General features: G+C 62.9%; 20 protein-coding genes and 1 riboswitch. Of the genes, 6 read left to right on the top strand and 14 right to left on the bottom strand.

All coding sequences use genetic code 11. The annotated features are described in order from the left end of the window. Positions 1-51 precede the first annotated feature (51 nt). Positions 52-1017 (bottom strand): hypothetical protein, encoded by a 966-nt coding sequence (locus tag EOC94_RS28550; protein ID WP_127294828.1) that lies wholly within the window; start codon positions 1015-1017, stop codon positions 52-54. A gap of 167 nt (positions 1018-1184) precedes the next feature. On the opposite strand from EOC94_RS28550, the gene EOC94_RS28545 reads away from it, so the two are divergent. Both EOC94_RS28545 and EOC94_RS28540 read left to right on the top strand, forming a co-directional pair. Beyond that, positions 1185-1769, top strand: a complete 585-nt coding sequence (locus EOC94_RS28545) for a nitroreductase (RefSeq protein WP_127294826.1) — start codon at positions 1185-1187, stop codon at positions 1767-1769. Continuing rightward, on the top strand, positions 1770-2378 hold the full coding sequence (locus EOC94_RS28540; RefSeq protein ID WP_127294824.1) for a flavin reductase family protein: 609 nt from the start codon (positions 1770-1772) through the stop codon (positions 2376-2378). A gap of 13 nt (positions 2379-2391) precedes the next feature. On the opposite strand, the gene EOC94_RS28535 is transcribed toward EOC94_RS28540, so the two are convergent. After that, the gene (locus tag EOC94_RS28535; protein ID WP_127294822.1) at positions 2392-3273 is read right to left on the bottom strand and encodes a CoA ester lyase; all 882 of its coding nucleotides are present in this window, start codon (positions 3271-3273) and stop codon (positions 2392-2394) included. A 3-nt stretch (positions 3274-3276) separates the two neighbouring features. Next, positions 3277-3729, bottom strand: a complete 453-nt coding sequence (locus EOC94_RS28530) for a MaoC family dehydratase (protein WP_095485396.1) — start codon at positions 3727-3729, stop codon at positions 3277-3279. Positions 3730-3881: 152 nt separating this feature from the next. Between EOC94_RS28530 and EOC94_RS28525 the strand changes: the two genes are divergently transcribed. Beyond that, positions 3882-5003 carry a DUF2336 domain-containing protein gene (locus EOC94_RS28525; protein ID WP_127294820.1) on the top strand — a complete coding sequence of 374 codons (1122 nt, stop codon included), beginning with the start codon at positions 3882-3884 and terminating at the stop codon, positions 5001-5003. On the opposite strand, the gene EOC94_RS28520 is transcribed toward EOC94_RS28525, so the two are convergent. Both EOC94_RS28520 and parE read right to left on the bottom strand, forming a co-directional pair. Continuing rightward, on the bottom strand, positions 5000-7066 hold the full coding sequence (locus tag EOC94_RS28520) for an FUSC family protein (RefSeq protein ID WP_126106370.1): 2067 nt from the start codon (positions 7064-7066) through the stop codon (positions 5000-5002). The two genes, EOC94_RS28525 and EOC94_RS28520, sit on opposite strands and share 4 nt — an antisense overlap. Before the next feature lie 35 nt (positions 7067-7101). Then, positions 7102-9153, bottom strand: a complete 2052-nt coding sequence (parE, locus tag EOC94_RS28515; RefSeq protein ID WP_095485393.1) for a DNA topoisomerase IV subunit B — start codon at positions 9151-9153, stop codon at positions 7102-7104. A 265-nt stretch (positions 9154-9418) separates the two neighbouring features. Here parE and EOC94_RS28510 point away from each other — a divergent pair, with 265 nt between their 5' ends. After that, positions 9419-10591: a GGDEF domain-containing protein gene (locus tag EOC94_RS28510; protein WP_126106371.1), complete on the top strand. Its 1173-nt coding sequence runs from the start codon at positions 9419-9421 to the stop codon at positions 10589-10591. A gap of 91 nt (positions 10592-10682) precedes the next feature. On the opposite strand, the gene gcvP is transcribed toward EOC94_RS28510, so the two are convergent. From gcvP to EOC94_RS28490, 4 genes are all read right to left on the bottom strand, one after another. Continuing rightward, complete coding sequence (gene gcvP, locus EOC94_RS28505) at positions 10683-13493, bottom strand: aminomethyl-transferring glycine dehydrogenase (protein WP_127294818.1); 2811 nt, start codon at positions 13491-13493, stop codon at positions 10683-10685. Between the two features lie 16 nt (positions 13494-13509). Beyond that, entirely contained in the window at positions 13510-13878 is a 369-nt protein-coding gene (gcvH, locus tag EOC94_RS28500) for a glycine cleavage system protein GcvH (RefSeq protein ID WP_095485586.1), read from the bottom strand. 8 nt (positions 13879-13886) lie between these two features. Continuing rightward, positions 13887-14984 carry a glycine cleavage system aminomethyltransferase GcvT gene (gene gcvT, locus EOC94_RS28495; RefSeq protein ID WP_127294816.1) on the bottom strand — a complete coding sequence of 366 codons (1098 nt, stop codon included), beginning with the start codon at positions 14982-14984 and terminating at the stop codon, positions 13887-13889. Between the two features lie 148 nt (positions 14985-15132). After that, positions 15133-15219: riboswitch (glycine riboswitch) on the bottom strand. Between the two features lie 188 nt (positions 15220-15407). Then, a complete protein-coding gene (locus EOC94_RS28490) occupies positions 15408-16238 on the bottom strand; it encodes a transporter substrate-binding domain-containing protein (protein ID WP_164897928.1) in 831 nt (276 codons plus the stop codon). Between the two features lie 84 nt (positions 16239-16322). On the opposite strand from EOC94_RS28490, the gene EOC94_RS34395 reads away from it, so the two are divergent. After that, on the top strand, positions 16323-16925 hold the full coding sequence (locus tag EOC94_RS34395) for a DUF3011 domain-containing protein (RefSeq protein ID WP_206616855.1): 603 nt from the start codon (positions 16323-16325) through the stop codon (positions 16923-16925). A gap of 96 nt (positions 16926-17021) precedes the next feature. Here the strand turns inward: EOC94_RS34395 and EOC94_RS28480 are convergent, their stop codons facing one another. The 5 genes from EOC94_RS28480 to EOC94_RS28460 form a co-directional block, all read right to left on the bottom strand. After that, positions 17022-17810 carry a molybdopterin-binding protein gene (locus tag EOC94_RS28480; RefSeq protein WP_127294812.1) on the bottom strand — a complete coding sequence of 263 codons (789 nt, stop codon included), beginning with the start codon at positions 17808-17810 and terminating at the stop codon, positions 17022-17024. A gap of 1 nt (position 17811) precedes the next feature. Then, positions 17812-18693, bottom strand: coding sequence for a cytochrome b/b6 domain-containing protein (locus EOC94_RS28475; RefSeq protein ID WP_095485387.1), 882 nt, complete (start codon positions 18691-18693; stop codon positions 17812-17814). A 113-nt stretch (positions 18694-18806) separates the two neighbouring features. After that, on the bottom strand, positions 18807-19490 hold the full coding sequence (locus EOC94_RS28470) for a DUF1345 domain-containing protein (protein ID WP_127294810.1): 684 nt from the start codon (positions 19488-19490) through the stop codon (positions 18807-18809). A gap of 140 nt (positions 19491-19630) precedes the next feature. Then, on the bottom strand, positions 19631-20110 hold the full coding sequence (locus EOC94_RS28465) for a YaiI/YqxD family protein (protein ID WP_164897927.1): 480 nt from the start codon (positions 20108-20110) through the stop codon (positions 19631-19633). A gap of 269 nt (positions 20111-20379) precedes the next feature. Next, positions 20380-21507, bottom strand: a complete 1128-nt coding sequence (locus EOC94_RS28460) for an S-(hydroxymethyl)glutathione dehydrogenase/class III alcohol dehydrogenase (protein ID WP_127294808.1) — start codon at positions 21505-21507, stop codon at positions 20380-20382. 216 nt (positions 21508-21723) lie between these two features. Between EOC94_RS28460 and EOC94_RS28455 the strand changes: the two genes are divergently transcribed. Next, complete coding sequence (locus EOC94_RS28455; RefSeq protein ID WP_127294806.1) at positions 21724-23736, top strand: acetyl/propionyl/methylcrotonyl-CoA carboxylase subunit alpha; 2013 nt, start codon at positions 21724-21726, stop codon at positions 23734-23736. Positions 23737-23889: the final 153 nt, after the last annotated feature.

The raw sequence follows: 23889 nt of genomic DNA, 5'->3' as shown, positions 1-23889 counted from the left end.
TCGGCAAATCATACGGCGGACCCTAAACTTGGACGGCAGTGTCCGGGCCGTTCAGTCCGCGCCTTCTTGGGGATCGATCGCCGAGGCTTCCGTGGCGAGAACCTCGATTTCCTGGTTCTGCCCGGCCACGACCGTAAAATCCTTCTGGTAGATGCGGTCGCGGTTCTTGGCGATGATGGTGTAGTCGCCCTCGGCAAGCACCATCGAAGCAAAGGCGCCGACGGTTTCCTTGATCGGATCGCCGGATTCGTTGAGCAACGACCAGGAGGTGTCGGCAATCGCCTCTCCACCCGGCTCGCGTACCAGCTTCATGGTCATCTCCGCCGCACGATGCTCGACGGCCGCTTCGGTCAGCTTGCCGGCCTCGACGCGGATGTCGGAGCGGATGACCGCATTCACCGAGCCATAGGTCGAGACGACGTGGTAGACGCCCGCGTTCAGCCGCACGACGCTGTTCGGCTCGACGTCGGGTATGATCAGGGCGCGATCGTGATTGGCTTCGGCCTGGCCCTCATAGATCGAAAAGCGCAGTTTCTTCGGCGGTATGCGCACCCCGCCCGACAGCACGGCATCGAGCTTGAGTCCGCCGGCATCGAGCACGAGGCTTTCGCGCTTGGCGTCCTTGCCGACGGTGATGCGCTTGGTGGCGCCGGCCCGGCCATAGGAGGCATGAACCAGATAGCTGCCGGGCTCGAGCTGAAACACCGCGCTGCCGCCATGGGCGGAGGCGACCATCGGCAGCTTGCCGTCGCCAGTGGGTTCAGGCTTGAAGACGCGCCAGACGATGCCGCGCGTGATGTCGGCGCCCTTGTCGGTCAATTGCGCCGACAGCGTGATCGCCCCACTGCTCCCCAATGCCAGCGATGTCTCGCTTTTCGGAGGTGCATAGCTCGAAATTCCGGGAAGCTTCAGATCGCCGAGGCCGTCCACATCCTGCGCGACGGCAAGCGAAACCGGCACCATCAACAGTGCGGCAGCGAGCCAGATCAGGAAAAGACGGAATGTCCCCTCAAACATGCCTTGCGTTGAAGCCCAAGGCGGTGGCAATTTCAAGGCTTAAGAGTCCGATCAGCTTCTGCTAGAGAACTCTTTGTCCGGCGCGCCGCGCCAATGCCCGAGCCGCCCGATGTCCCGATGTCCCGATGGTGCGCTTCAGCTCAAATTCCACCAGGAGACTAGCGCCCATGGCGTCGCCGATCATCGACTTTCTGCTGACCCGAAATTCCGCACCGATCCCGGAATTGAAGGAACCTGCGCCCAGCGACGCTGACATCTCGACGATGATTGCCGCTGCCTCGCGGGTGCCGGACCACGGCCGCCTCGAGCCTTGGCGCTTCATCCTCTACCGGGGCGAGGCACGCGTCGAGATCGGCAAGAAGCTGGCAGCACTTGCCGAACAGCGCGAAGGGCAGCTGCCGGAAGGCCGCCGCAACCAGGAACTGGCGCGTTTTTCACGCGCGCCGCTGGTGATCGGCGTGGTGTCGAGCCCGAAGGACAACCCAAAAATCCCGCAATGGGAAATGTTCCTGTCCGGCGGCATGGCGGCGATGAACCTCATGATATCAGCTAATGCGCTGGGCTATGGCACCAACATGATCAGCAATTGGTATTCCGATGTGCCGGAGGGCAGGGCGATCCTAGGGCTGGCGCCGCACGAGCGCGTCGTCGGCTTCGTCCATGTCGGCTCCTATCAAGGGCCGGCGCCGGAGCGGCCGCGGCCTGATCCGAAAAAACTCTATGCCGATTATGCCGGGCCTTGGGTCGGCTGAATGTTTTACGAGCCGTCAAAAGGTCACGGGCTGCCGCATGACCCGTCCAAGGCGATCGTGGCGCCACGGCCGATCGGCTGGATCTCGACGGTGAACAAGGCCGGCAAGCTCAACCTCGCTCCTTATTCCTTCTTCAATGCTTTTTCGACGCGACCCTTCATCGTCTGGTTTTCGTCCGAAGGCGAGAAGGACAGCGCCACCTTCGCCGAAGAGACAGGCGAGTTCGTCGCCAATCTCGTCAGCCGTGATCTCGCGGAAAAAATGGTCCGCACGGCGGTCGATGCGCCGCGCGGCGTCAGCGAATTCGACTATGCCGATCTCGCCATGGCGCCGTCGCGTCTTGTTGCGCCGCCCCGCGTGGCGGCGGCGCCGGCGGCGCTTGAATGCCGGGTGACGGAGATCCTGCGGCCAAAGGCGCTGGATGGAACGGCGACGAGCGCCGTCATCGTTGCCGGCGAAGTCGTCGGCGTGCATATCGACGACGCATTCCTGAACGACGGCATTTTCGATATCGTCAAGGCGGGCAATGTCGGCCGCCTCGGCTACATGGACTATGCCAGCGTCAGCGAGATATTCCCAATGCGCCGGCCTCGCTGGGGAAAAGATTAGGGCTGGGGAAAGACTAAACGGAGATTCCCGCCGCCTTGGCGCGTGCCAGAAGCCGCTCGGCCAGCTTGAGATGCGGCCGGTCGTACATCTTGCCGTCGATGCCGACCACGCCGGGATTTCCAGCCGCTTCGAATGCGGCAATGATCGCCATGGAGTGTTTCACCGCCTCGGTCGACGGCGTGAAGGCGGCGTTGATGACCGGCACCTGTGTCGGATGGATCGCCATCTTGCCGGTAAAGCCGTCGCGCTCTGCCTTGGCGCATTCCGCCTCGAAGGCCGCCATGTCGCGAAAACTGGGAAAAATCGTGTCGATCGCCGCGACTTCCGCAGCACTTGCGGCGAGGATGGTCATGGTGCGGGCGAAACGGAACACATCGGTGTAGCGGCCGTTCTCGTCGCGCGCCGTGCGTGCACCGATCGCGGCCGATAGATCTTCCGCGCCCCAGGTGACGCCGACGAGCCGCTCACTGGCCTTTGCGTAGGTCGCAGCCGCCAGCACGCCGGCGGCTGTTTCGGTAATGATTGGCAGGATTTTTATTGCACCATCGGGCAGCCCGCCTTCGGCCTCGTGCACCCTGAGCTTGGCCGAGAGATGCTGGACATCCTGTCCGCTGTTCGACTTCGGCAGCATGATGCCGTCGGGCTTTGCCGGAACTAGTGCCGCCAGATCGTCGTCCGGCAAGCCGGTCGAGAGATCGTTGATGCGTATATAGACCGCGGACTTGGTTTGATGCCGTTGTTCGGTGATGAAGCGTGCGGCGATGTCGCGTGCCAAAGCCTTGTTTTGTGACGCGACCGAATCCTCGAGATCGACGATGACCACGTCGGCGCCGGCGCCAAACGCCTTTTCCAGCTTCTTTTCGGAATCGCCGGGAACGAAGAGCAACGAACGCATCGGTCAGGCCGCTTTTTTCATCATCATCGCCTGCCTTGTGCATTTGGCGACGAGCACATCGTTCTGGTTGTAGGCGCGGTGCTCGAACTCGACGATGCCACGGTCCTGCTTCGACTTGGAGTCGCGCACCGACACCACCGTGGTCTCGACGCGGATGGTGTCGCCGTGGAACACCGGATGCGGAAACACCGTCTCCTTCATACCGAGATTGGCGATGGTGGTGCCGACGGTGATGTCGTTCACCGAAATCCCGATCATCAGGCCGAGCGTGAACAGCGAATTGACCAGCGGCTTGCCCCATTCGCTCTTAGCAGCGAAGTCGAAATCGATGTGCAGCGGCTGCGGATTCAGCGTCATTACCGAAAACAGCATATTGTCGCTTTCGGTAACGGTTTTACGCAGCGTGTGCCGGAAGACATGGCCGACGACGAACTCTTCCAGATAAAGCCCGGCCATGGTCGATCTCCTTCGTTCTTCAAGGGTTGATAGGCGCTGCATACCGCGCTCGCAAGCCAGTTAACAAACATGGTGAACCGTTCGTAAACCATTTCTGCCTACGGTCTTCCCTGGGGCGGGAACGGACTCGGGCCAGGGGCGTAGCGGACGGCATGGTTGTTTCGCATTTCCTGAAATGGATCTACACGGCAAGGGTCTCGGAGCGCGCTGCGGCAGCAAGTGCTCTGGCCCGCGCCTACATCAATGCCGATCTGCCTTTCGAGGACCGCTGCGCGGCGGAGGCCGCGCTGACCCTGCTGCTCGACGATGCCTCGTCCAAAGTGCGGCTGGCGATTGCGGAAGCGCTGTCGATGAGCCATCACGCGCCGCTGCAGATCATCAGCGCGCTGGCGTCCGATCAGCCGGAGGTCGCGAGCCTGGTGCTGGCGCGTTCGCCGCTTCTTACCGACGCCGACCTGATCGACCGCATCGCCGGAGGCCAGAACGCGACGCAGAAATTGATCGCGGATCGTCCGCGCGTCTCCATGGCGGTCGCCGCGGCGATTGCCGAAATCGGCGAGCCGGAAGCCTGCGCCACGCTTCTCGCCAACAGCGGCGCCGACATCGCTTCACTCAGCTTCCGCCGTATCGCGGAACGCCATGGCCATCTGCCTTTGGTGCGCGAGGCGCTGATATCGGATGCGCGGCTGCCCGCTGATTGCCGGCATATGCTTCTGGTTAAGCTCGGAGAAACCCTAAAAGGATCTCCGCTTGTCGTGGCTCTTATGGGCGCAGCCAGAGCCGAGCGCGTCATGCGCGATGCCTGCGTCAAGGCTTCCGTGACGCTGATCGAAGGCACCCGCCACGAAGAACATGCGGCGCTCATCGAGCATCTGCGCCTGCGCGGCGACCTGACCGCAAGCTTCATCATTCGCACCATCGCGCATGGCAAGGTCGATTTCTTCGGTTCGGCGCTGGTCGCGCTCAGCCAGCAATCCGAACAACGGGTGAGGGCGCTTCTGGCCGGCGGGCACGACGTGGCGCTGCAGGCGCTGTTCCGCAGTGCCGGCCTTGCCGCGATCACGCACGCGATCATTCTGCGTGCGCTGAAGATCTGGCGCGAGGTTGCCAATGGCAAGCGCCTGGCCGGCGTCCAGGAAGTCAGTTGGCTGATGCTGAAGGAACTCGGCGGGCAGTCCGCCGAAGGCGGTCTCGCCGGACTGGTCAAATCGATCCATCTCGATGCGCTGCGCGAAAATGCGCGCGGCCATGCGCTGGCGATAGCGGCGGCTTAGACCCTATCCTTCGCGAAGAAATCCGGAAAATCCTCGATCGCCGCGGCGATGATGCGCAATGAGGCCGCTATCTGCAGCATGTCGGCCGCCTCGCTTCGCTCGGCGATGCCAGCCGCATATTGCCGCGCGACAGTGATGGTCGCCGTTTGCGGCTCGCCGGCTCGCCGGAAAAGCAGTTCGCGCGCCAGTCCTCGCAGGAAACTAGTGATCGAAAGCGCGGGTTCGGCGGGAATCGCTGAACTTTGCTGCGCATTGCGCAGCCGCAGGATCTCGATGCCAACCGTGACTGCGGCTATGCTGCCGCCGAGAACGGCGTCGCCTTTGCTGCCGGTGCGCTGCATGAGCGGCATCAACTGGTTGACCCGGTCGTAGGCGAGGCTTTCGAAGGCCTCGCGTCTCGGCACGCGCTCATGCAGGCAGAGGCGCGCCAGATCTTCCCGCATGGCTCGCACGATACGGCCGACGGTGACCCACGGATCGGCGGGCAGTACCGTGAGGAAGACGCCGATCGCCAGAAGAATGCCGACCAAGATCGATGCCGAACCGGCGAAAAACGGTCCGGGGTCGTAGGTCATGGCCTGATGTGGGCTGAGGAAGGCAAGGAAATTGATGGCGAAGGCGGTTGCCACGCCGACATAGCGCGGATTGGCCATCGCCAGCGCCGCGGGAACCAGGATCGGCACGACGAAGAGCGTGAACCAGCCGAAGCCGGGCAGAGCGGGGAGCGCGACCTGACCGACGAGAAATGCGAAGGGCAGGGCCAGCAACGTCCCCTTGAAGAAGCCCCAGGCCGATTGCACGGGATCGGGGCGCGCGGCAAACAGGCTGGAGACGACGGCGACAAGGATGACCGTGCCCGCCGCTTCGGACCATTTTGTCGTCAGCCAGAAAGCGGCGACCAGCAGTGTCGCAAGTGCCGCGCGCACGGCGTTTCGCCACGCCGCATGGTAGTCGCGGTGCACGACCAGCGCCGGCTGCCTGCGTTCACGCGTAAGGCGCGGGGCCGGCGCTCGTAAGGCGTCCAGGCCGCGCAGCACTTGCTTCAGGGCCTCCGCGAAATCGGCGGCGATGGTGAGGCGGGTGACTGCGCCTGCCCTGTCATCGCCTTTTGCGGCGGGCATGTCGGGCATCCGCCGTGCTTCGGCAACGATCGCGTCGAGCCGCGCTATCCAGGGTGCTGTGTCGTCCAGCGCACCCGGTTTTTCTGCCAATTCGCCGACGAAAACCTTCAGCTCGGTGCGCACGGGTATGAGGACTGCGTTTTTCGGTGCGGCATGGGCATACAGAGCGCGCGCCGCCGACAGCGCCGACAAAAGCTGGCCGATAGTGCGGCGGACCGGATAGGCGCGCGTCGCGAAGCTCGGCGCTTCCAGCCTCGCATAGGCGCGCATTTCACCCAGCGTCTGGGCGTCTGCGACCAGCTTTCGGTGCAGGTTGGCAAGGGTTGCCGCATCGCTGTCGGAGAACGCGCCGCCAGCATAGACGGCAAGGTCGAGGATGCAGCGCTTCAGCCTGCCGATGATGGCGTCAGCCGCCAGTTTCGGCAGGATCAGCCGGCTGGTCAGTGCGGCGCAGACGATGCCAAGCACGATCTCCCCACAGCGCGCCACGGCGAGATCGACGACGAGATGTGGCTGGCCGAAAGCCGGCAGGCCGATGATCATCGCCGTGTAGCCGGCAAGCGCAGCGCCATAGGCTTCCGGGTTGCGCAGCAGCGACGAGACGAGGGTACAAAGGCCGATCCAGACGGCAAGCACCGTGACGAGCAGCCAGAGGTTGGCGCCAAAGACCGTGGTGGTGCCGATCGCCGCCAGCGCGCCGGCCAGTGTGCCGAGCAGCCGGTAAAAACCTTTCGCCAGCACCATGCCGGCGACCGGCTGGGCAACGATGAACACCGTCATCATCGCCCATTGCGGGTGGTCGAGCTTGAGCGCGTAGGCGGCGAGAAGTGCGATCAGCCCGGCCGAAACCGTGCGCAGAGCGAAAATCCAATCCGAGTGCGTCGGTCGCGTGACGCCGGCGAACCTCGCGGCAAGATCGCTGCGCAGCCGGTCCCAGGTCACACGCTCATCTCCGCATTCGACGCGAGCGAGTTAGCTCAGATATCCAGCACTTCCGTCTCGGCGAACTCCGCGCGTTCCTGGATGAAGCGGAAGCGGGCTTCCGGCTTGGTGCCCATCAATGCGTCGACCGCATCCTTGGTTGCGGCCTCGGCGTCAATCACATCGACCCTGAGCAGCGTGCGCTTCCTCGGGTCCATGGTGGTTTCCTTGAGCTGGGCGGCCATCATTTCGCCCAGCCCCTTGAAGCGGCCGATCTCGACCTTGCCGCGCCCGGTGAATTCGGTGCGCAGAAGTTCGTCCTTGTGCGCATCGTCGCGGGCATAGGCGACCTTGCCGCCTTGCCGGATCGAGTAGAGCGGCGGCACCGCCAGATAGAGATGGCCGCCGTGGACCAAGCTCGGCATCTCCTGATAGAAGAAGGTGATCAGCAGCGAAGCGATGTGGGCGCCGTCGACGTCGGCGTCGGTCATGATGATGACCCGGTCGTAGCGCAGATCCGCGTCGCGGTACTTCGAGCGCGTGCCGCAGCCAAGCGCCTGGATCAGGTCCGAAATCTGCTGGTTGCCGGCCAGCTTGTCGTTGCCGGCGCTGGCGACGTTGAGGATCTTTCCACGCAGCGGCAGCACCGCCTGGCTGGCGCGGTCGCGCGCCTGTTTTGCCGAGCCGCCGGCCGAATCGCCCTCGACGATGAAGAGTTCGGCGCCGGCAGCGGCATTCTGCGTGCAGTCGGCGAGCTTGCCGGGCAGGCGCAGCTTGCGCACCGCGCTCTTGCGCGAGACTTCCTTTTCCTGCCGGCGGCGCACCCGTTCGTCGGCACGCGCGATCACCCATTCGAGCAGTTTTGAGGCTTCCTGCGGGTTGTCGGCTAGCCAGTGATCGAAGGGGTCTCGGATAGCGGTCTCGACGATCCTGATCGCCTCGATCGTCGCCAGCCTGTCCTTGGTCTGGCCGACGAATTCCGGCTCGCGGATGAACACCGACAGCATGCCCGCCGCCGAGATCATGACGTCTTCCGAGGTGACGATCGAAGCGCGCTTGTTGCCGACCAGATCCGCGTAGGCGCGCAAGCCTCGCGTCAAGACGTTACGGAAGCCGGCCTCGTGCGTGCCGCCTTCGCCGGTCGGAATGGTGTTGCAGTAGGAATTGAGGAATCCATCGCCGCCGAACCAGGTCACCGCCCATTCGAGCGAGCCGTGGCCGCCTTGCCTGTCGCTCTTGCCGGCGAAGATTTCGCGGGTGACCTGGAATTCGTCGCCGAGCGACGCTTTTAGATAGTCCTTTAGGCCACCGGGAAAATGGAACTCGGCCTTGGCCGGCGTCGTGTCCTTCTCCTTGATCAGCGAGGGGTCGCAGGTCCAGCGGATCTCGACGCCGCCGAACAGATAGGCCTTCGAGCGCGTCATGCGGTAGAGCCGCGCCGGCTCGAAAGCAGCACCCTTGCCGAAGATCTGCTCGTCGGGATGGAAGCGGATCTTGGTGCCGCGGCGGTTATGCACCTCTCCGAGCTGCTCGAGACCGGTCACCGGAACGCCGCGTGAAAAACGCTGGCGATAGAGCTGGCGGCCGCGTGCGACCTCGACCTCGAGATGGTCCGACAGCGCGTTGACGACGGAGACGCCGACGCCGTGCAGGCCGCCTGAGGTCTCGTAGACCTTCGAGTCGAACTTGCCGCCCGAATGCAGCGTCGTCATGATGACTTCGAGCGCCGGCTTCTTGAATTTCGGATGCGGATCGACCGGAATGCCGCGGCCATTGTCGGTCACGGCCAGATATCCGTCGGCTGAAAGCTCGACATCGATGAAAGTCGCGTGGCCGGCTACCGCCTCGTCCATCGAATTGTCGATGACCTCGGCGAACAGATGGTGCATCGCCTTGTCGTCGGTGCCGCCGATATACATGCCGGGCCGCCGCCGCACCGGCTCCAGCCCTTCGAGAACCTCGATGTCGGCGGCACTGTAGCTCTCGCTGCCGTCGCGGGATGCCGGGCGCTTCGCCGCCTGCACCAGCGGGTCGGCCGGGCGCGCGGTGGCGCGAACCGGTTGCGGCTGCTTGTCCATAGTGCCGAAAAGATCGTTATTGTCGTCCATGCTGGTCCTGGATTCCGATGCTGCGAATCACCACCCGATACTGCCACGCTTTTTGCGGGCAGGCGACGGAGGTTCCTGTTACGTTCGAGGATTGAGCCTCTTACCGCAAAACCATTCGACAACCAAGCGGCGGAAATGCGTCGAGCGCATCGACGCTTTGTAAACCTTTTCCGAAGGTTGCATCGGAAGGTTGGCTGAAAACGGTATCCGCGGACTGCCGCCTCCCTAGAATGCAGCGGAACTCTCAAGAGGCTGTCGCTTACGCATGTTGGATTACAGTTCGCTCCTGCTCGCGGCGGCGCTGTCGGGCATGTGCCTCAGCATCACCATGTTTGCGATATGGTTCGCCGCGCCGCAGGCCCGCTTCGTCCTGACGGTGGCTTGCGGCATTCTCGTGCTCGTCGCGCATGTGGTCTTGTTCTGGCATTATGCCAGGCATCCCAGCCCCTGGCTTTGCCAGATTGTGCTTGCGCTTCTCAGCCTGGGCTTTCTGATCATCTGCCTGTCGGCCATGCAGTATCTCGGCGTGCGCGACTACAGGCGCGCCATCCTGCCGACCTTGGCTGCGATGGCTGTTTGCGCAGGCGCGACGTATTTCGGCCTCGACGGTGTCGGTTTCATCGTCACCTACGCGACGGTAACGGCGCTGCTCTCGCTTATCGGGGTGATGTTCTGGATCAAGGGCGGTGGTCACGATCGCCGGATTCTGCTGGTCGTTTCGTTCCTGAGCGGCATCTGTGCGCTATCCTTCGTACTTTGCGGCGCGGTCCTGCTGGTCAAGGGCCAATGGATGCTCGGCGTTGCGCCCGACAATTGGGCCGAACGGTTGAACTCCGTCGTGGCGGTCGCCTGCATGACCGGGCTCGGGGCACTGACGCTCTCCCTGCACCATTTACAGGCGCAGATCGAATTGAAGGCCGAGACCATGACCGACCCATTGACCGGGCTGATGAACCGGCGGGCGTTGACGGCATTCTACGGCGAGCGGGTCTTCGGTCCGTTCATGTCCGTGGCCATGTTCGACCTCGACCACTTCAAGAGAACCAACGATGTATTCGGTCATCCGGTCGGCGATCAGGTTCTGCGCCGCTTCGCCGCTGTCATCAGGAAATACGCCAGGACCGGCGTCGACGCCTTCCGGCTGGGCGGCGAGGAATTCGTGCTGGTCATGTCGCGGATGACGGAAGAGAAGGCTTACGACATTGCGAGCAAGATCAGCGTCGCCTTCGGCGCGGAAGTCGTGGCCACCCAGCTTGGTCCGTTGCGCAGCACGGTCAGCGGCGGCATCGGCTTCGGCGGGACCGGCGGCACCAGTCTCGACGATGTGTTGGCGGAAGCCGACGCCGCACTCTATGCGGCAAAGCGCGCCGGGCGAAATCGCGTCGTCTCCCACAACAAGGCGAGCAAGGCCGATGCGCCGGCCTTGCGTTCTGCCTGATTGAGGCTTCTATCTTCTTGTTAGACCATGATCTTGTCCGAAGACCGGATTCCACTTTTTGCTGCGCTGACCTTCGGTTTGGGATCATGGTCTACTCCGCCGCGCCCAGATATTCCGACAGCGGCGGGCAGGAGCAGACGAGGTTGCGGTCGCCGGCGACATTGTCGATGCGCGACACCGGCGGCCAGTATTTGGCTGATGTGTCGGCATCGCCGGCCGGATAGGCCGCCTCCAGGCGCGAATAGGGATGGGTCCACTGGCCAGCCAGCGCCTCGGCGGCGGTATGCGGCGCATTGACCAGCGGATTGTCGGTCAAGGGCCATTCGCCTTTCGCCACCTTGGCCGCCTCGCCCGAGATCGCGATCATCGCATCGCAGAAGCGATCGAGTTCGCTCTTGGGCTCGGACTCGGTCGGCTCGACCATCAGCGTGCCGGCCACCGGAAACGACATGGTCGGCGCATGGAAGCCATAGTCGATCAGCCGCTTGGCGATATCGTCAACGCTGATGCCGGAGCTCTCCTTGAGCACGCGGGTGTCGAGGATGCACTCATGGGCGATGCGATCGTGCCGGCCCTTGTAGAGGAGCGGGAAGTGCGGGGCGAGCCGCGTCGCGACGTAGTTGGCGGAAACGATCGCCGTCTCGGTCGCCTGCTTCAGGCCGGAGGCGCCCATCATGCGGATATACATCCAGGTGATCGGCAGGATGGAAGCACTGCCGAACGGTGCGGCCGACACGGCATGCGCCGAGCCTTCGGTGACATGGCCCGGCAGATAGGGCTTGAGGTGCGCCCTTACGCCGATCGGGCCGACGCCTGGGCCACCGCCGCCATGCGGGATGCAGAAGGTCTTGTGCAGGTTCATGTGACAGACATCGGCGCCGATGTCGCCGGGGCGAGCGAGGCCGACCAAGGCGTTGAGGTTGGCGCCGTCGAAATAGACCTGTGCGCCATGCTCATGGATGAGGGCGCAGAGATGGCGCGCGCCTTCCTCGTATACGCCATGCGTCGAGGGATAGGTGAACATCAGCGCCGCGAGATTCTTGGAATGCTCATTGGCCTTGGCACTCATATCGTCCATGTCGATATTACCGTCCTCGGTGCAGCGCACGACGACAACGCTCATGCCGGCCATCGCCGCACTCGCCGGATTGGTGCCATGCGCGGAGGACGGGATCAGGCAGACGGTGCGATGGCCTTCGCCGCGCGAGCGGTGATAGGCGCGAATGGCGAGCAATCCGGCATACTCTCCCTGGCTGCCGGCATTGGGCTGCAGGCTGACCGCATCGAAGCCGGTGATCTCCGACAGCCAGCCTTCCAGTTCGCCGACCATAGCGCGGTAGCCTGCCGAATGGCTGGCCGGCGCGAACGGATGCAGATTGGCGACGCTTGGCCAGCTCACCGGCATCATCTCGGCGGCGGCGTTGAGCTTCATCGTGCAGGAGCCGAGTGGGATCATGGCGCGGTCGAGCGCCAAGTCCTTGTCGGCCAGCCGGCGCAGGAAGCGCATCATCTCGGTTTCCGAACGGTTGTCGTGGAACACCGGCTGCGTGAGAAACTCCTTGCCGCGCGGCTGTCCGGGCATGGTGCTGCCGGCAGCGGCGCCCGCCTTGGCGCCAAACAGCGCCGCGATCGCGTCCAGATCGGCGTCGGTCGAGGTCTCATCGAAGCTGATGCCGATGTGGTCGGCGTCGATGACACGCAGCAGCCGGCCGGTCTTTTCAGCAGCGGCGGCGATCTCGCCGGCTCTGCCTTTCTCTTCCACCGTCACCGTGTCGAAGCGGCTTGCGCCAACGACAGAAACGCCTGATGCCCTAAGGCCGGCTGCCAAGCGGTTGGCCAATGCATGGATTCGGCCGGCAATCGCCTGCAGGCCGGCAGGGCCATGCCAGATCGCATAGGCCGTCGCCATGTTGGCGAGCAGCGCCTGCGCCGTGCAGATGTTGGAGGTCGCCTTGTCGCGACGGATATGCTGTTCGCGCGTCTGCAAGGCGAGACGATAGCCGGCGCGGCCTTTGCTGTCGGTCGACTGGCCGACGAGGCGGCCGGGCATCAGCCGCGTCAGCCTGTCGGAGACGGCGCAATAAGCGGCGTGCGGCCCACCAAAGCCCATCGGCACGCCGAAGCGCTGCATTGGGCCGACAGCGATGTCGGCGCCAAGCCTAGCCGGCGCGTCGGTCAGCGTCAGCCCGAGCGGATCGGCAATGAAGACGACCAGCGCGCCGGTGGCGTGGGCCTTTTCGATTGCTGCCTTATGGTCGCCATAGACGCCAAACGTATCAGGCCAGGAGACCAGCAGAGCGGCGGTGTTGTCGTCGATCGTGTCGCCGTCGACCTCGATGCCGAGCGGCTCGGCACGGGTGCGCACGACGTCTAGCGTCTGTGGATGCGGCGTGCCGGCAAGCGCCACCTTGGTCCGCTTGTCGCGGTGATGGCGCAACGCAATGCCGACCGCCTCGGCCACCGCCGTCGCTTCGTCGAGCAGCGAGGCCGACGCTACCGGCAGGCCGGTCAGCTCAGTGACCAGCGTCTGGAAATTGAACAGCATTTCGAGCCGGCCCTGGCTGATCTCGGCTTGGTAGGGCGTGTAGGCCGTATACCAGGCCGGGTTCTCGAACAGATTGCGCTGGATGACCGGCGGCACGTGCACGCCGTGGTAGCCGGCGCCGATGAAGCTCTTCAGCACCGTGTTTTTTGCCATTGTCGCTGAAAGCTCGGCCAGCGCCTCCGCTTCGCTCGCCGGTGCGGGCAAGGCCAGCGGCCGGTCGAGCCGGATCGATTTCGGCACAGCCTGGCTGATCAGGGTCTCGACTGAGGGAACGCCGATCGTCGCCAGCATGGCTCTGACATCATTGAGGCCGGGGCCGATATGGCGGGCCGAGAAGGGGTAAGATGCTGCAGTCATCTTCTTGATCCTGCTATCAACCAATATGGGCTTTGTAGGCGGCCTCATCCAGGAGGCCTTCGAGCTGGCTTTCATCGGCCAGCTTCATCTTCCACAGCCAGCCGTCGCTGGTCGCCGCGGAATTTACCAGGGACGGATCAGACGAGAGCGAGGTGTTTGCCTCGGTGATCTCGCCGTCGACCGGTGCATAGACGTCCGATGCCGCCTTGACGGATTCGACCACGACGGCGGTATCGCCCTTGGCCAGCTTTTTCCCAAGCTCCGGCAATTCGACGAAGACGAGATCGCCGAGTTGCTCCTGTGCGTAGTCGGTGATGCCAACGGTGGCGACACCGCCTTCGACGCGGAGCCATTCGTGATCTTCGGTGAAATAGGTTTTTGCCATGAGAAGATTCATCCTTTGCGATAGCGATGCGGCGTGAAGGGCAGGGGATTGATATCGATCGGGATTTTCGTCCCGCGAACGTCGGCGAAGAGTGGGCTTGTCGATGAAGCCAACGGCGTTTCGACGTAACCCATGGCGACGGGAAAACCTGCCGAAGGGCCAAAGCCGCCGGAGGTGACATGTCCGACCGGTTTCCCAACCGCATTGAAAAGCGACGCTCCAGCCCGCACAGGCTGTCGACCTTGCGGTTTCAGGCCGACGCGTTTTTGCGCCGGGCCGCGCTCCAGGATCGCACGCAATGCGTCGGCACCGATGAAAGTGCCAGAGGCGCGAACTTCCTTCGGAATCGCCCACATCAGCCCGGCGCTGGCCGGGTCGATCTCCGGTGTGATGTCCAGCCCGTGCAGGCACAGGCCTGCTTCGAGCCGCAGGCTGTCACGGGCGGCCAACCCAACCCACATCACGCGCTCGTCCTCGAGCAGCCTGGCGACGAGATTTCGCGCGTCGGCTTCCGGCAGGCCGATCTCGAAACCGTCTTCGCCGGTGTAGCCCGACCGGCTCATGAACCAGTTTTCGCGGGGCTCAAAGCCATGCATGAACAGCAGCGATCCGGTCTCGATGCCGGCGCGGGACAGGGCGGCCCAGGCTTCGGGCCCCTGGATCGCCAGGAAGACGCGGTCCAGTGCGTCCACCTTGGCATCAAAAACCCCGGCAAGTGCGCGCAGGTGCTTGTCGTCGGCTTCGGCATTGCCGGCATTGGCGACAACCATGAAGCGTTGTTGGCCGAGCCTGGTGACGATCAGATCGTCGATGATGCCGGCCGCTTCGTTGAGAAAGAACGTGTATTTGGACTGGGAAATCTCAAGCGCGCCGGCGTCGAACGGGCAGGCGCGATTGAGCAGTGCCTCTGCGCCCGGCCCACTGATCTCGAACAGCTTCATGTGCGAGATGTCGAACAGGCCGGCATGCTCGCGGGTCTGAAGGTGCTCCTTCATCACGCCGGCCGGATAGGTCAGCGGCATCGACCAGCCGGCGAACGCGCCAAAGCGCGCACCGGCGGCCACGTGAAGGTCTTCGAGGGGAAGGTGTTTGATGTCGCCCGTCATGTCGTCTCCAGAGTCGCACGCAATCGGCCGCGAATGGCGGCCAGTCCGTGCCCCTCTGTCTGAAGCCTGAGAGACTCGCGCCCCGTAACTCTGTCGGCAGCGCTTACACCTTCGGCGCGGGGGCAAGCCCCGACTTTCCAGAGTGTCTTTCCCGTCTACGGTTCTTTTGCCTGAGAGATTTCGGGCGATTTCCCCTTCGGCGGCAGCTCTCGCTGCTCTCTCCCGCAAACAGGTAGGACTCAATTTGAGCCCTCGACTCGTCATCCATAGCCTGTGGACGACACCTTGTCACCTGCCAGCGACACCTTACCGACAAGTCTTCGCTAACGACCTCGCCGGAAATCCATCCGGCGCTCGGGGCGCTGGGCGACAAGGTCGCTTAGACGGCTGCACCCCGGCCAGGACCCTTGAACTGTCGCAAAACTATTGCTTGGCAGGCTCCGGCTTGACGCTGGTGTCGAACCGCGACATCCATTTGAAACTGCCGAACCAGTAGCGGCGCACGCCGGTGATGGTGCCATCAGCGGTACGCGCGTCAATCCAGTTGTTGACGTATTGGATCAGGCGGATATCGTCCGGCCGCATCGCAAACGCCTCCGGCGTCCGCAACAGCGGGCCACCCACCATTGTCAACTTCGCATCATAGAGCCTGGCGGCCATCTGCGGCGTTGGCGATGTGGCGACCATCGCGTGTGCCTCGCCGCCGATGACCGCGGCGAAAACATCTGATGTATTGTCGAAGGAGAGGATGGTCGCCTTGGGGAATGCTTCCTTCGCGGCGGCTTCATCCGTGGAATTGGATAGCACGGCGATCTTGTATCCCGGCGCGGCCACCGCCTTTCCCGGCTTTTTGCCGAGGCTGGCGATCGTCGCCACCATGCGAATATCGGCAGCGCCGGTCTGGTCGGAGAATACCACTTCGCGCGCACGTTCCGGAGTGCTGGCGTAGCCCGCCGCAATCATGTCGAAATCGCCCTTGAGCAGCCGTGCCTTGAGATCGTTCCAAGGCACTTCGACCAGCTTCAGGTCGACGCCAAGGTCGGACGCAAGCGCGCTGGTCAGGTCGACATCGTAGCCTGCGAATTTGCCGTCGGCTTTCTTGAGGATCCATGGTGGATTGAGCGCCACACCGACCGTCAGCGTCTTCTGGTCGATGATGTGCTTGAGACTGTCGTCCGCCCAGGCGGATGGCGCCGCCAACGCCAGCCAGGCGGAAAGCGCAAGTGCAATCGTGGCGATCATTTTTGAGTGCATGATAGATCCCGCTGCAACCGCCTGGTTGTCAGATTTACACGAGGATGCCATTCTGTCGATAGCGGATCGGGTTGGAGAATTGCAATGTCGGCACGGATGGCGATCAGCGGCTCGATGGTGTTCCTGGCCTGCACCCTGGGCAATCCGGCGAAGCTCTCGCTGCTGCCCGACACCGCGCAGGCGGCAGGCGCCAGACGCGTGGTCTGCTCCAGTGTGAACCACCGCTATTCCTACTGCGGTGTCGACACGCGGCGCGGCGTGCAATTGACCTCTCAGCTTTCGAAGTCGCGCTGCGTCCAAGGCAGAAGCTGGGATTATGACCGCGGCGGCATTTGGGTCGATGATGGCTGCTCGGCGGAATTCCTGGTCGCCGGCTCCGGCCGCAACCCTTCTGCCGGCGACCTGGCCGCGGCTATAATCGTCGGCGGCGTGGTTGGCGCCATTCTCGACAACAACAACTCCCATCGCCACCATTCCGACAGTTATTACCCGAAGCCGCGCCATCGCCGTGACGACCAATGGATCGATCCGACGCCGCAATTCGACAATCAGGGCAATCCGAATTTCGACACCCACGGCAACTATCAGGGCCCGCACGGACTGGGCAAGCTTGTCACCCCCGATGACAATCCGGACTTGAATCCGGCCCTGCGCAGCGATGGCGATGACAGCGATGACAGTTACTGAGCATCGCGCCTACTTTCCTTTGAACATGATCTTTTTCCAAAAACCGGTTCTCACTTTTTGCTGCGCTGACCTTCGGTTCGGGATCATGCTCTGGGGTCAAATGCCGCCGTACCAGTCGTAGCCATTGTCCTCCCAGTAGCCGCCCCTGCCGCCGCCAATAGTGGCGAAACCGTCGACCAGTTCGATCTTGGTGAGATATTTCGGCATCTTGTAGCCGATCTGGCGCTCGACGCGGACACGTAACGGCGCGCCGTTCTCGACCGGCAGCGGCTTGCCGTTCAAGCCATAGGCAAGGATCGTCTGCGGGTGACGGGCATCGATCAGATCGATCGAGCCGTAATATTTGATGTCGCCGGACAGGCTGCGGTCGATCGTGTCGAGGCAATGGAACATGACGTAGCGCGCCTGCGGCTTGACCACCGCCTGATCAAGCACCAGCGACAGCGGCGTGCCGGTCCATTTGGCGATGCAACTCCAGCCTTCGACGCAGTCGTGGCGGGTGATCTGGGTGCGGCTTGGCATGTTCATCAATTGCTCGCGGGTCAGCGACAGCGGCTTTTCGACGAGGCCGGAAACCTCGAGCCGCCAGTCGGCGAAATTGTTGGCGAGCAGGCCCTTGTAGACATCGTCGTCCGGCGCGGTGACGCCGTTCGGCCGCTGCGGCTGGCGGATGTCGGCTTCGGTGAATTCCGGCGCCAGCGAATCGCCGGCAAGCAGGCGTTGCGCGCGCCAGGTCAGGCCATTGGCGCCTTCGAGGAAGCTGCGTAGGCCGTCGCCGACGCGAAGCTGGCTGTCGAAGGCGTCACAACCCGAGAGCATGATACCGGAGACGCCGAGGCTGGCCGAGGTCAGGAATTTTCTGCGGCTGATCACAAACTTCGCCATCTCACGCACTCCTCTGAGGCGTCTTGCTGCCATGCGCCGGCGGGTCGGTTCGGTACCAGCCGGTGATGATGGAACGCAGCTCGTTGATCGGGCCGGCGGCGAAGATCATCAGGATATGGATGATGAAGAAGGCGACGAGCAGCAGCATCACGATGAAATGGATCGTCCGCGCCGTCTGCCTGCCGCCAAGCAGATCGTTGAGGAACGGCAGCACCGCGTTCATGCTCGGCGACATGGCAAGGCCGGTGATGATCATCAGCGGCAGCAGCACGAACATGACGCCGCCATAGGCCATCTTCTGCAGCGTGTTGTATTCGCGTCTGTGACGGAACTTGAACCTGGCATGATCGGCGATGTCTCGCGGCAAACGCCTGAGATCGTCGATGCGCGGGGCAAGATCGCGGCGCAGATGGCCGTTGATGAGGCTGGCGACCAGCCACACGACCAGCGTCGTGGTTAGTATCCAGGCGAAGAAGAAATGGACGACGCGGGCGGTGCCGAGGTCGTAATAGGAGGGGATCGTCGCCCAAGACGGGAAAGCCCGGGACGTCTCCCGACCCGCCGGTCCCGACCAGCCGAGCACACCGGTCGTATCGAAGCGCTTGCCGAAGATTTCGGTGTAGCCGCGCGGGCCGTTTGCGGTGTTCTCGGCGCCGATGGCAAAGATGGTGTTGTCATAGGCGAATCCCGACTCCTTGCCGATATAGAGCTGGGGGCGGGCGTTGAAGATCTGCAGGCCGGAAAGCAGCATGAAGAACAGCGAGATGGCCCAGAGCCAATGCGTCAGCCGCGTCCAGCGCGACTGCCGGTAGATCAGCGTTGCATCCTTCGGCGCGGCAGTATCTGGCTCGATGGCGGATTGGCTCCTGGCAACCGATTCCATTTTTTCGCGTCTCCCGGCCGCTCAGTCGGCCTTTCCGATCGTTCTCCTCCCAATACGTTGCCAGCCAAAGCGATGTTTCATCCGATCACGGAATTATTACGAGCTACCCGATACTACTGGCTTCCAAGACTGACGGCGAGGTTGACCGCTGCTGCGACGATCACTGTATTGAAAAAGAACGACACGATCGAATGCAAAAGCACGATGCGACGCATATGCGTGGTCGAGACAGTGGTATCGGAGGTCTGTGAGGTCATGCCGACGGTGGTCGAGAAATAGAGGAAATCCCAGCCGTCCGGCCGCTCCTTACCGGTAAATACGAGGCCGCCGACGGGCTTTTTCTGCTTCGCTTTGCTGCCGGGGTCGGTCTCTTCATCGTTCAGCCAATAAACATGTGCGTAGTGCAGCGCCGTCATGGCGTGGATGGTGAACCAGCCGAGCGGGATCGACACCAGCGCGAAGGTGAGTTCGACAGGATGTGGGCTGCCCCCTCGATTGATCAACTGGAACAACGAGACGATGGCGACGGCGACGACAATCAGCGTCACGGCAAAGATGACCAGCACCGGCTGGTCGGTGGCGCGGGCATTCTTGCTCAGATAGCGGCCGGTGAGCAGCGGCATCTGGGCGATGACGATGACGGTGTAGGCGGCGAAGAACGCATTGGCGCCGATCGAATAGGCGATGGGTGCGCGCAAAACCAACGCGATCGCCAGTGCCACTACACCGATGCAGGCCGACACCGCGAACTGCATGTGGCGATGCAGTGGTTTCTTCAGCGGCGTCTCGGTCGTCATGGCCCGGCCCCTGATGGCGGTCTGTCTTACCGCCGCTCGTCTTTTAGGATTCGGACATTATAGCACTTTTGCCTGTGCGCATGATGCCGAAGATCGATTCCCGGTTTTGCTGCGCTGACGTCCGGTTCGAGGTCGAAGCGCTAACCCAGTGCGGCGGATTTCAGCGCACGCCGCAAGATGCGGTCGAGCTCGCCGAGAAACCGCGAGCGGTCCTGCGGCGCGAAACTGGCATTGTAGCCCTTGCTCTCGCCGGTCTCGCGCAGATGCTGCTTGAGGTCGCGCATCGCCACCGCCATGCCGATCGTTTCCGGCGTGAACGGGCGCCCGGTCGGCCCAAGCACATGGGCGCCGAGCGCCACCGTGCGGGCGGCAAGCGGGATGTCTGATGTCACCACGATGTCGTTGGGCTTGGCATTGTCGACGATCCAGTCGTCCGCCGCGTCGGCGCCCTTGGACACGACGACGTTGCGGACCATCGGATCACGCGACGGGCGCAGGCCGCCATTGGAGACGAAGGTGACGACGACGCCATGGCGCTCGGCGACTTTCTCGACCTCGGCCTTCACCGGACAGGCATCAGCATCGACGTAAACTTGTACTTGATTGATGCTAGTCGTCATGCCGACTCGGTATTGATGACCGCTTCGTTTTCCATGAGGTGCGCTTTTAGCAAGCGATGCACGTCGGTCAGGCTCCTCTGCAAAAACGGATCACGTACGAGAAAGTTGATTTCGTCTGTCGCACGATCGATCTCTCCCAAATCGATCTGAACGCGATTGTTTGCCCTATAGCTGCGCCATAAGTCCTCGCCAAAATTCCGTATTCGATGGATCGTCGACTTTTCACAGTCAATGAAGCGAATACGAACACGAATTTGAACCTACTTCACCTAGTAAACCACCACGCTCCTGATGCTCTTGCCCTCATGCATCAGGTCAAAACCCTTGTTGATGTCCTCGAGCTTCAGCGTGTGGGTGATCATCGGGTCGATCTCGATCTTGCCGTCCATGTACCAGTCGACGATCTTCGGCACGTCGGTGCGGCCGCGCGCGCCGCCAAAGGCGGTGCCCATCCAGGTGCGGCCGGTGACGAGCTGGAACGGCCGCGTCGAGATCTCCTGGCCGGCGCCGGCAACGCCAATGACGACCGACTTGCCCCAGCCGCGGTGCGATGCCTCAAGCGCCTGCCGCATCACCTTGGTGCTGCCCGTGCAGTCGAACGTATAGTCGGCACCGCCGATCTGGTCGGCACCGCGCTTGGTCATGTTGACGAGATACGGCACGATATCGCCATCGATCTCCTTCGGATTGACGAAATGCGTCATGCCGAATTTCTCGCCCCATTCCTTCTTGTCGTTGTTCAGGTCGACGCCGATGATCATGTCGGCGCCGGCAAGGCGCAGTCCCTGGATGACATTGAGCCCGATGCCGCCGAGGCCGAAGACGGCGGCCGTGGCGCCGATCTCGACCTTGGCCGTGTTGATCACCGCGCCGATGCCGGTTGTGACGCCGCAGCCAATGTAGCAGATCTTGTCGAAGGGCGCGTCGGGATTGACCTTGGCCACCGCGATCTCGGGCAGCACGGTGAAATTGGAGAAGGTCGAGCAGCCCATATAGTGGAAGATCTTGTCCTTGCCGATCGAGAAGCGCGACGAGCCGTCCGGCATCAGGCCTTGCCCTTGCGTGGCGCGGATCGCGGTGCACAGATTGGTCTTTCTGGATAGGCAGGACGGGCATTGCCGGCATTCCGGCGTGTAGAGCGGGATGACGTGGTCGCCCTTCTTGACCGAGGTGACGCCTTTGCCGACATCGACGACGAGTCCTGCACCCTCATGGCCGAGGATCGCCGGAAAAATGCCTTCGGGATCGGCGCCCGACAGCGTGAACTCGTCGGTGTGGCAGATGCCGGTCGCCTTGATCTCGACCAGCACCTCGCCCGCGCGCGGGCCGTCGAGGTCGACCTCCAGGATCTCCAGCGGCTTTCCGGCGGCGACAGCGACAGCGGCACGGGTTTTCATCGGGAATCTCCTCTCAGGGCAAATCTGCAATCGGGGCCGAGCATTAGCGTATCTGCAGGTTCTGGACTATGGGACGAATTGACAGTTCATAGCCGGGTTTGGTCGTCACTAGGCGACTTGCGCCCGGGATATGCGCCAACTTGCCTTGATCAGCCGGGGCCTTGACCGGCTGGGCGAAGCCCATAAAAGAAAGGCAGCCGAGGGAACAAAACCCGCATGTTCACAAAAATCCTGGTCGCCAATCGTGGCGAGATCGCCTGCCGCGTCATTAAGACGGCGCGCAAGATGGGCATCGCAACCGTGGCGGTCTATTCGGACGCCGATCGCGACGCCGTGCATGTCGAGATGGCCGACGAAGCGGTGCATATCGGGCCTTCGCCGGCCTCGCAGAGCTATCTGGTGCCGGAGAAGATCATCGCCGCCTGCAAGGCGACGGGTGCTGAAGCCGTGCATCCCGGCTACGGATTTCTGTCCGAACGCGCATCGTTCTGTGAGGCGCTGGAGAAGGAGGGCATCGTCTTCATCGGCCCAAAACCCAGAGCGATCAGGGCGATGGGCGACAAGATCGAATCGAAGAAATTCGCCAACGCTGCAAACGTGTCGACCGTGCCCGGCTGGCTTGGCGTCATCGAGAATGCCGGCCATGCCGAGAAAATAGCCGGTGAGATCGGCTATCCCGTGATGATCAAGGCCTCGGCCGGCGGCGGCGGCAAGGGCATGCGCATCGCTTGGAGCAAGGCCGAGGTGCGCGACGGGTTCGACCGGGCGCGTTCGGAGGCCAAAAGCTCGTTCGGCGACGACCGCGTCTTCATCGAGAAGTTCGTGGTCGATCCGCGCCACATCGAGATCCAGGTGTTGGCCGACGCGCATGGCAACGCGCTTTATCTCGGCGAGCGCGAATGCTCGATCCAGCGCCGCAACCAGAAGGTCGTCGAAGAGGCGCCTTCAGCTTTCCTCGACGCCAAGACACGGAAAGCCATGGGCGAGCAGTCGGTGGCGCTGGCCAGGGCGGTCGACTATCAGAGCGCCGGCACGGTTGAGTTCATCGTCGACAGCGAAAAAAACTTCTATTTCCTTGAAATGAATACGCGATTGCAGGTCGAGCACCCGGTGACCGAGCTGGTCACCGGCATCGATCTGGTCGAGCAGATGATCCGCATAGCTGCCGGCGAGAAGCTCGCTATCAAGCAAAGTGACGTCAAGCTGAACGGCTGGGCGGTTGAAAGCCGGCTCTACGCCGAGGACCCGTATCGCAATTTCCTGCCGTCGATCGGCCGGCTGACGAGATACCGGCCGCCGGAAGAGGGACAGTTCGGCGAAATCGTCATCCGCAACGATACCGGCGTCACCGAGGGGTCGGAAATCTCGATGTTCTATGACCCGATGGTCGCCAAGCTGTGCACCTGGGCGCCGACGCGGCTCGCCGCGATCGACGCCATGTCGGAAGCGCTCGACAGCTTCGTCGTCGACGGCATCGAGCACAACATACCGTTCCTGGCAGCACTCATGCAGCATCCGCGCTGGCGGGAAGGGCTGATATCGACCGCCTTCATATCAGAGGAATATCCTGACGGGTTCGCGCCGATCGTGCCTGATAGCGAGGAGAAGGCCGTGCTCGCGTCGATTGTCACCGCGGTCGAACTGCTGCGCCGCGACCGGCTCGACCGACTGGGCGGGCGGCTGGCGCCGCATTCGGGTGCCCTGAAACGCGACTGGGTGGTCAAGATCGGAGAGGATTACCTTTTGGCCTCGATACTCGAAGGCATGATTTCCATTCCAATGAAGCTCGATCTGTCGATCGACGGCGGCAAGGCGCTGACGGTGATGTCAGACTGGCGGCCGGGCGACCTAATCTGGCGCGGCACGGTCGGCGATAGCAGGGTTGCCGCGCAGATCAGGCTGGTGCTGAACGGGTTTCGCATCGCCTGGAAAGGCATGTCGGTCACCGCACGCGCCATGCTGCCGCGCACCGCCGAGCTCGAGAGGCTGATGCCGGAAAAAGTGGCGCCGGACACGTCGAAGATGCTGCTCTGCCCGATGCCCGGCCTCGTCGTGTCGATCGCGGTTGCCGAGGGGCAGGAGGTCAAGGCCGGCGAGACGCTGGCCGTGGTCGAGGCGATGAAGATGGAAAACGTGCTGCGCGCCGAGCGCGATCTCACCGTGTCGAAACTCAAGGCGAAGCCGGGCGACAGTCTCGCGGTCGATGCGGTGATTATGGAATTCGCGTGACGCTGAAAATAGAAACCCGCCTCGGCGGGGGGTCGTTGGCGCAAATCAGCACCATGCATATATTCCTAGCATAGATGCCGTCACAAAGCAACGATCGCGAACTTGCAAGGCTTGGCAATTGCTGGACTCGCATCGTCCGGTGCCGGACAATAC

This window comes from Mesorhizobium sp. M6A.T.Ce.TU.016.01.1.1 (genome assembly GCF_003997065.1).
GTDB classification, from domain to species: Bacteria; Pseudomonadota; Alphaproteobacteria; order Rhizobiales; family Rhizobiaceae; genus Mesorhizobium; species Mesorhizobium mediterraneum.
This window is presented reverse-complemented; position numbering and strand designations above follow the sequence as displayed.

Excerpts from the sequence above, each read along its gene's own strand:
- EOC94_RS28550 (WP_127294828.1), bottom strand. The coding sequence starts at position 1,017 with ATGTTTGAGGGGACATTCCGTCTTTTCCTGATCTGGCTCGCTGCCGCA.
- EOC94_RS28545 (WP_127294826.1), top strand. The coding sequence starts at position 1,185 with ATGGCGTCGCCGATCATCGACTTTCTGCTGACCCGAAATTCCGCACCG.
- EOC94_RS28540 (WP_127294824.1), top strand. The coding sequence starts at position 1,770 with ATGTTTTACGAGCCGTCAAAAGGTCACGGGCTGCCGCATGACCCGTCC.
- EOC94_RS28535 (WP_127294822.1), bottom strand. The coding sequence starts at position 3,273 with ATGCGTTCGTTGCTCTTCGTTCCCGGCGATTCCGAAAAGAAGCTGGAA.
- EOC94_RS28530 (WP_095485396.1), bottom strand. The coding sequence starts at position 3,729 with ATGGCCGGGCTTTATCTGGAAGAGTTCGTCGTCGGCCATGTCTTCCGG.
- EOC94_RS28525 (WP_127294820.1), top strand. The coding sequence starts at position 3,882 with ATGGTTGTTTCGCATTTCCTGAAATGGATCTACACGGCAAGGGTCTCG.
- parE (WP_095485393.1), bottom strand. The coding sequence starts at position 9,153 with ATGGACGACAATAACGATCTTTTCGGCACTATGGACAAGCAGCCGCAA.
- EOC94_RS28510 (WP_126106371.1), top strand. The coding sequence starts at position 9,419 with ATGTTGGATTACAGTTCGCTCCTGCTCGCGGCGGCGCTGTCGGGCATG.
- gcvP (WP_127294818.1), bottom strand. The coding sequence starts at position 13,493 with ATGACTGCAGCATCTTACCCCTTCTCGGCCCGCCATATCGGCCCCGGC.
- gcvH (WP_095485586.1), bottom strand. The coding sequence starts at position 13,878 with ATGGCAAAAACCTATTTCACCGAAGATCACGAATGGCTCCGCGTCGAA.
- gcvT (WP_127294816.1), bottom strand. The coding sequence starts at position 14,984 with ATGACGGGCGACATCAAACACCTTCCCCTCGAAGACCTTCACGTGGCC.
- EOC94_RS28490 (WP_164897928.1), bottom strand. The coding sequence starts at position 16,238 with ATGCACTCAAAAATGATCGCCACGATTGCACTTGCGCTTTCCGCCTGG.
- EOC94_RS34395 (WP_206616855.1), top strand. The coding sequence starts at position 16,323 with ATGTCGGCACGGATGGCGATCAGCGGCTCGATGGTGTTCCTGGCCTGC.
- EOC94_RS28480 (WP_127294812.1), bottom strand. The coding sequence starts at position 17,810 with ATGGCGAAGTTTGTGATCAGCCGCAGAAAATTCCTGACCTCGGCCAGC.
- EOC94_RS28475 (WP_095485387.1), bottom strand. The coding sequence starts at position 18,693 with ATGGAATCGGTTGCCAGGAGCCAATCCGCCATCGAGCCAGATACTGCC.
- EOC94_RS28470 (WP_127294810.1), bottom strand. The coding sequence starts at position 19,490 with ATGACGACCGAGACGCCGCTGAAGAAACCACTGCATCGCCACATGCAG.
- EOC94_RS28465 (WP_164897927.1), bottom strand. The coding sequence starts at position 20,110 with ATGACGACTAGCATCAATCAAGTACAAGTTTACGTCGATGCTGATGCC.
- EOC94_RS28460 (WP_127294808.1), bottom strand. The coding sequence starts at position 21,507 with ATGAAAACCCGTGCCGCTGTCGCTGTCGCCGCCGGAAAGCCGCTGGAG.
- EOC94_RS28455 (WP_127294806.1), top strand. The coding sequence starts at position 21,724 with ATGTTCACAAAAATCCTGGTCGCCAATCGTGGCGAGATCGCCTGCCGC.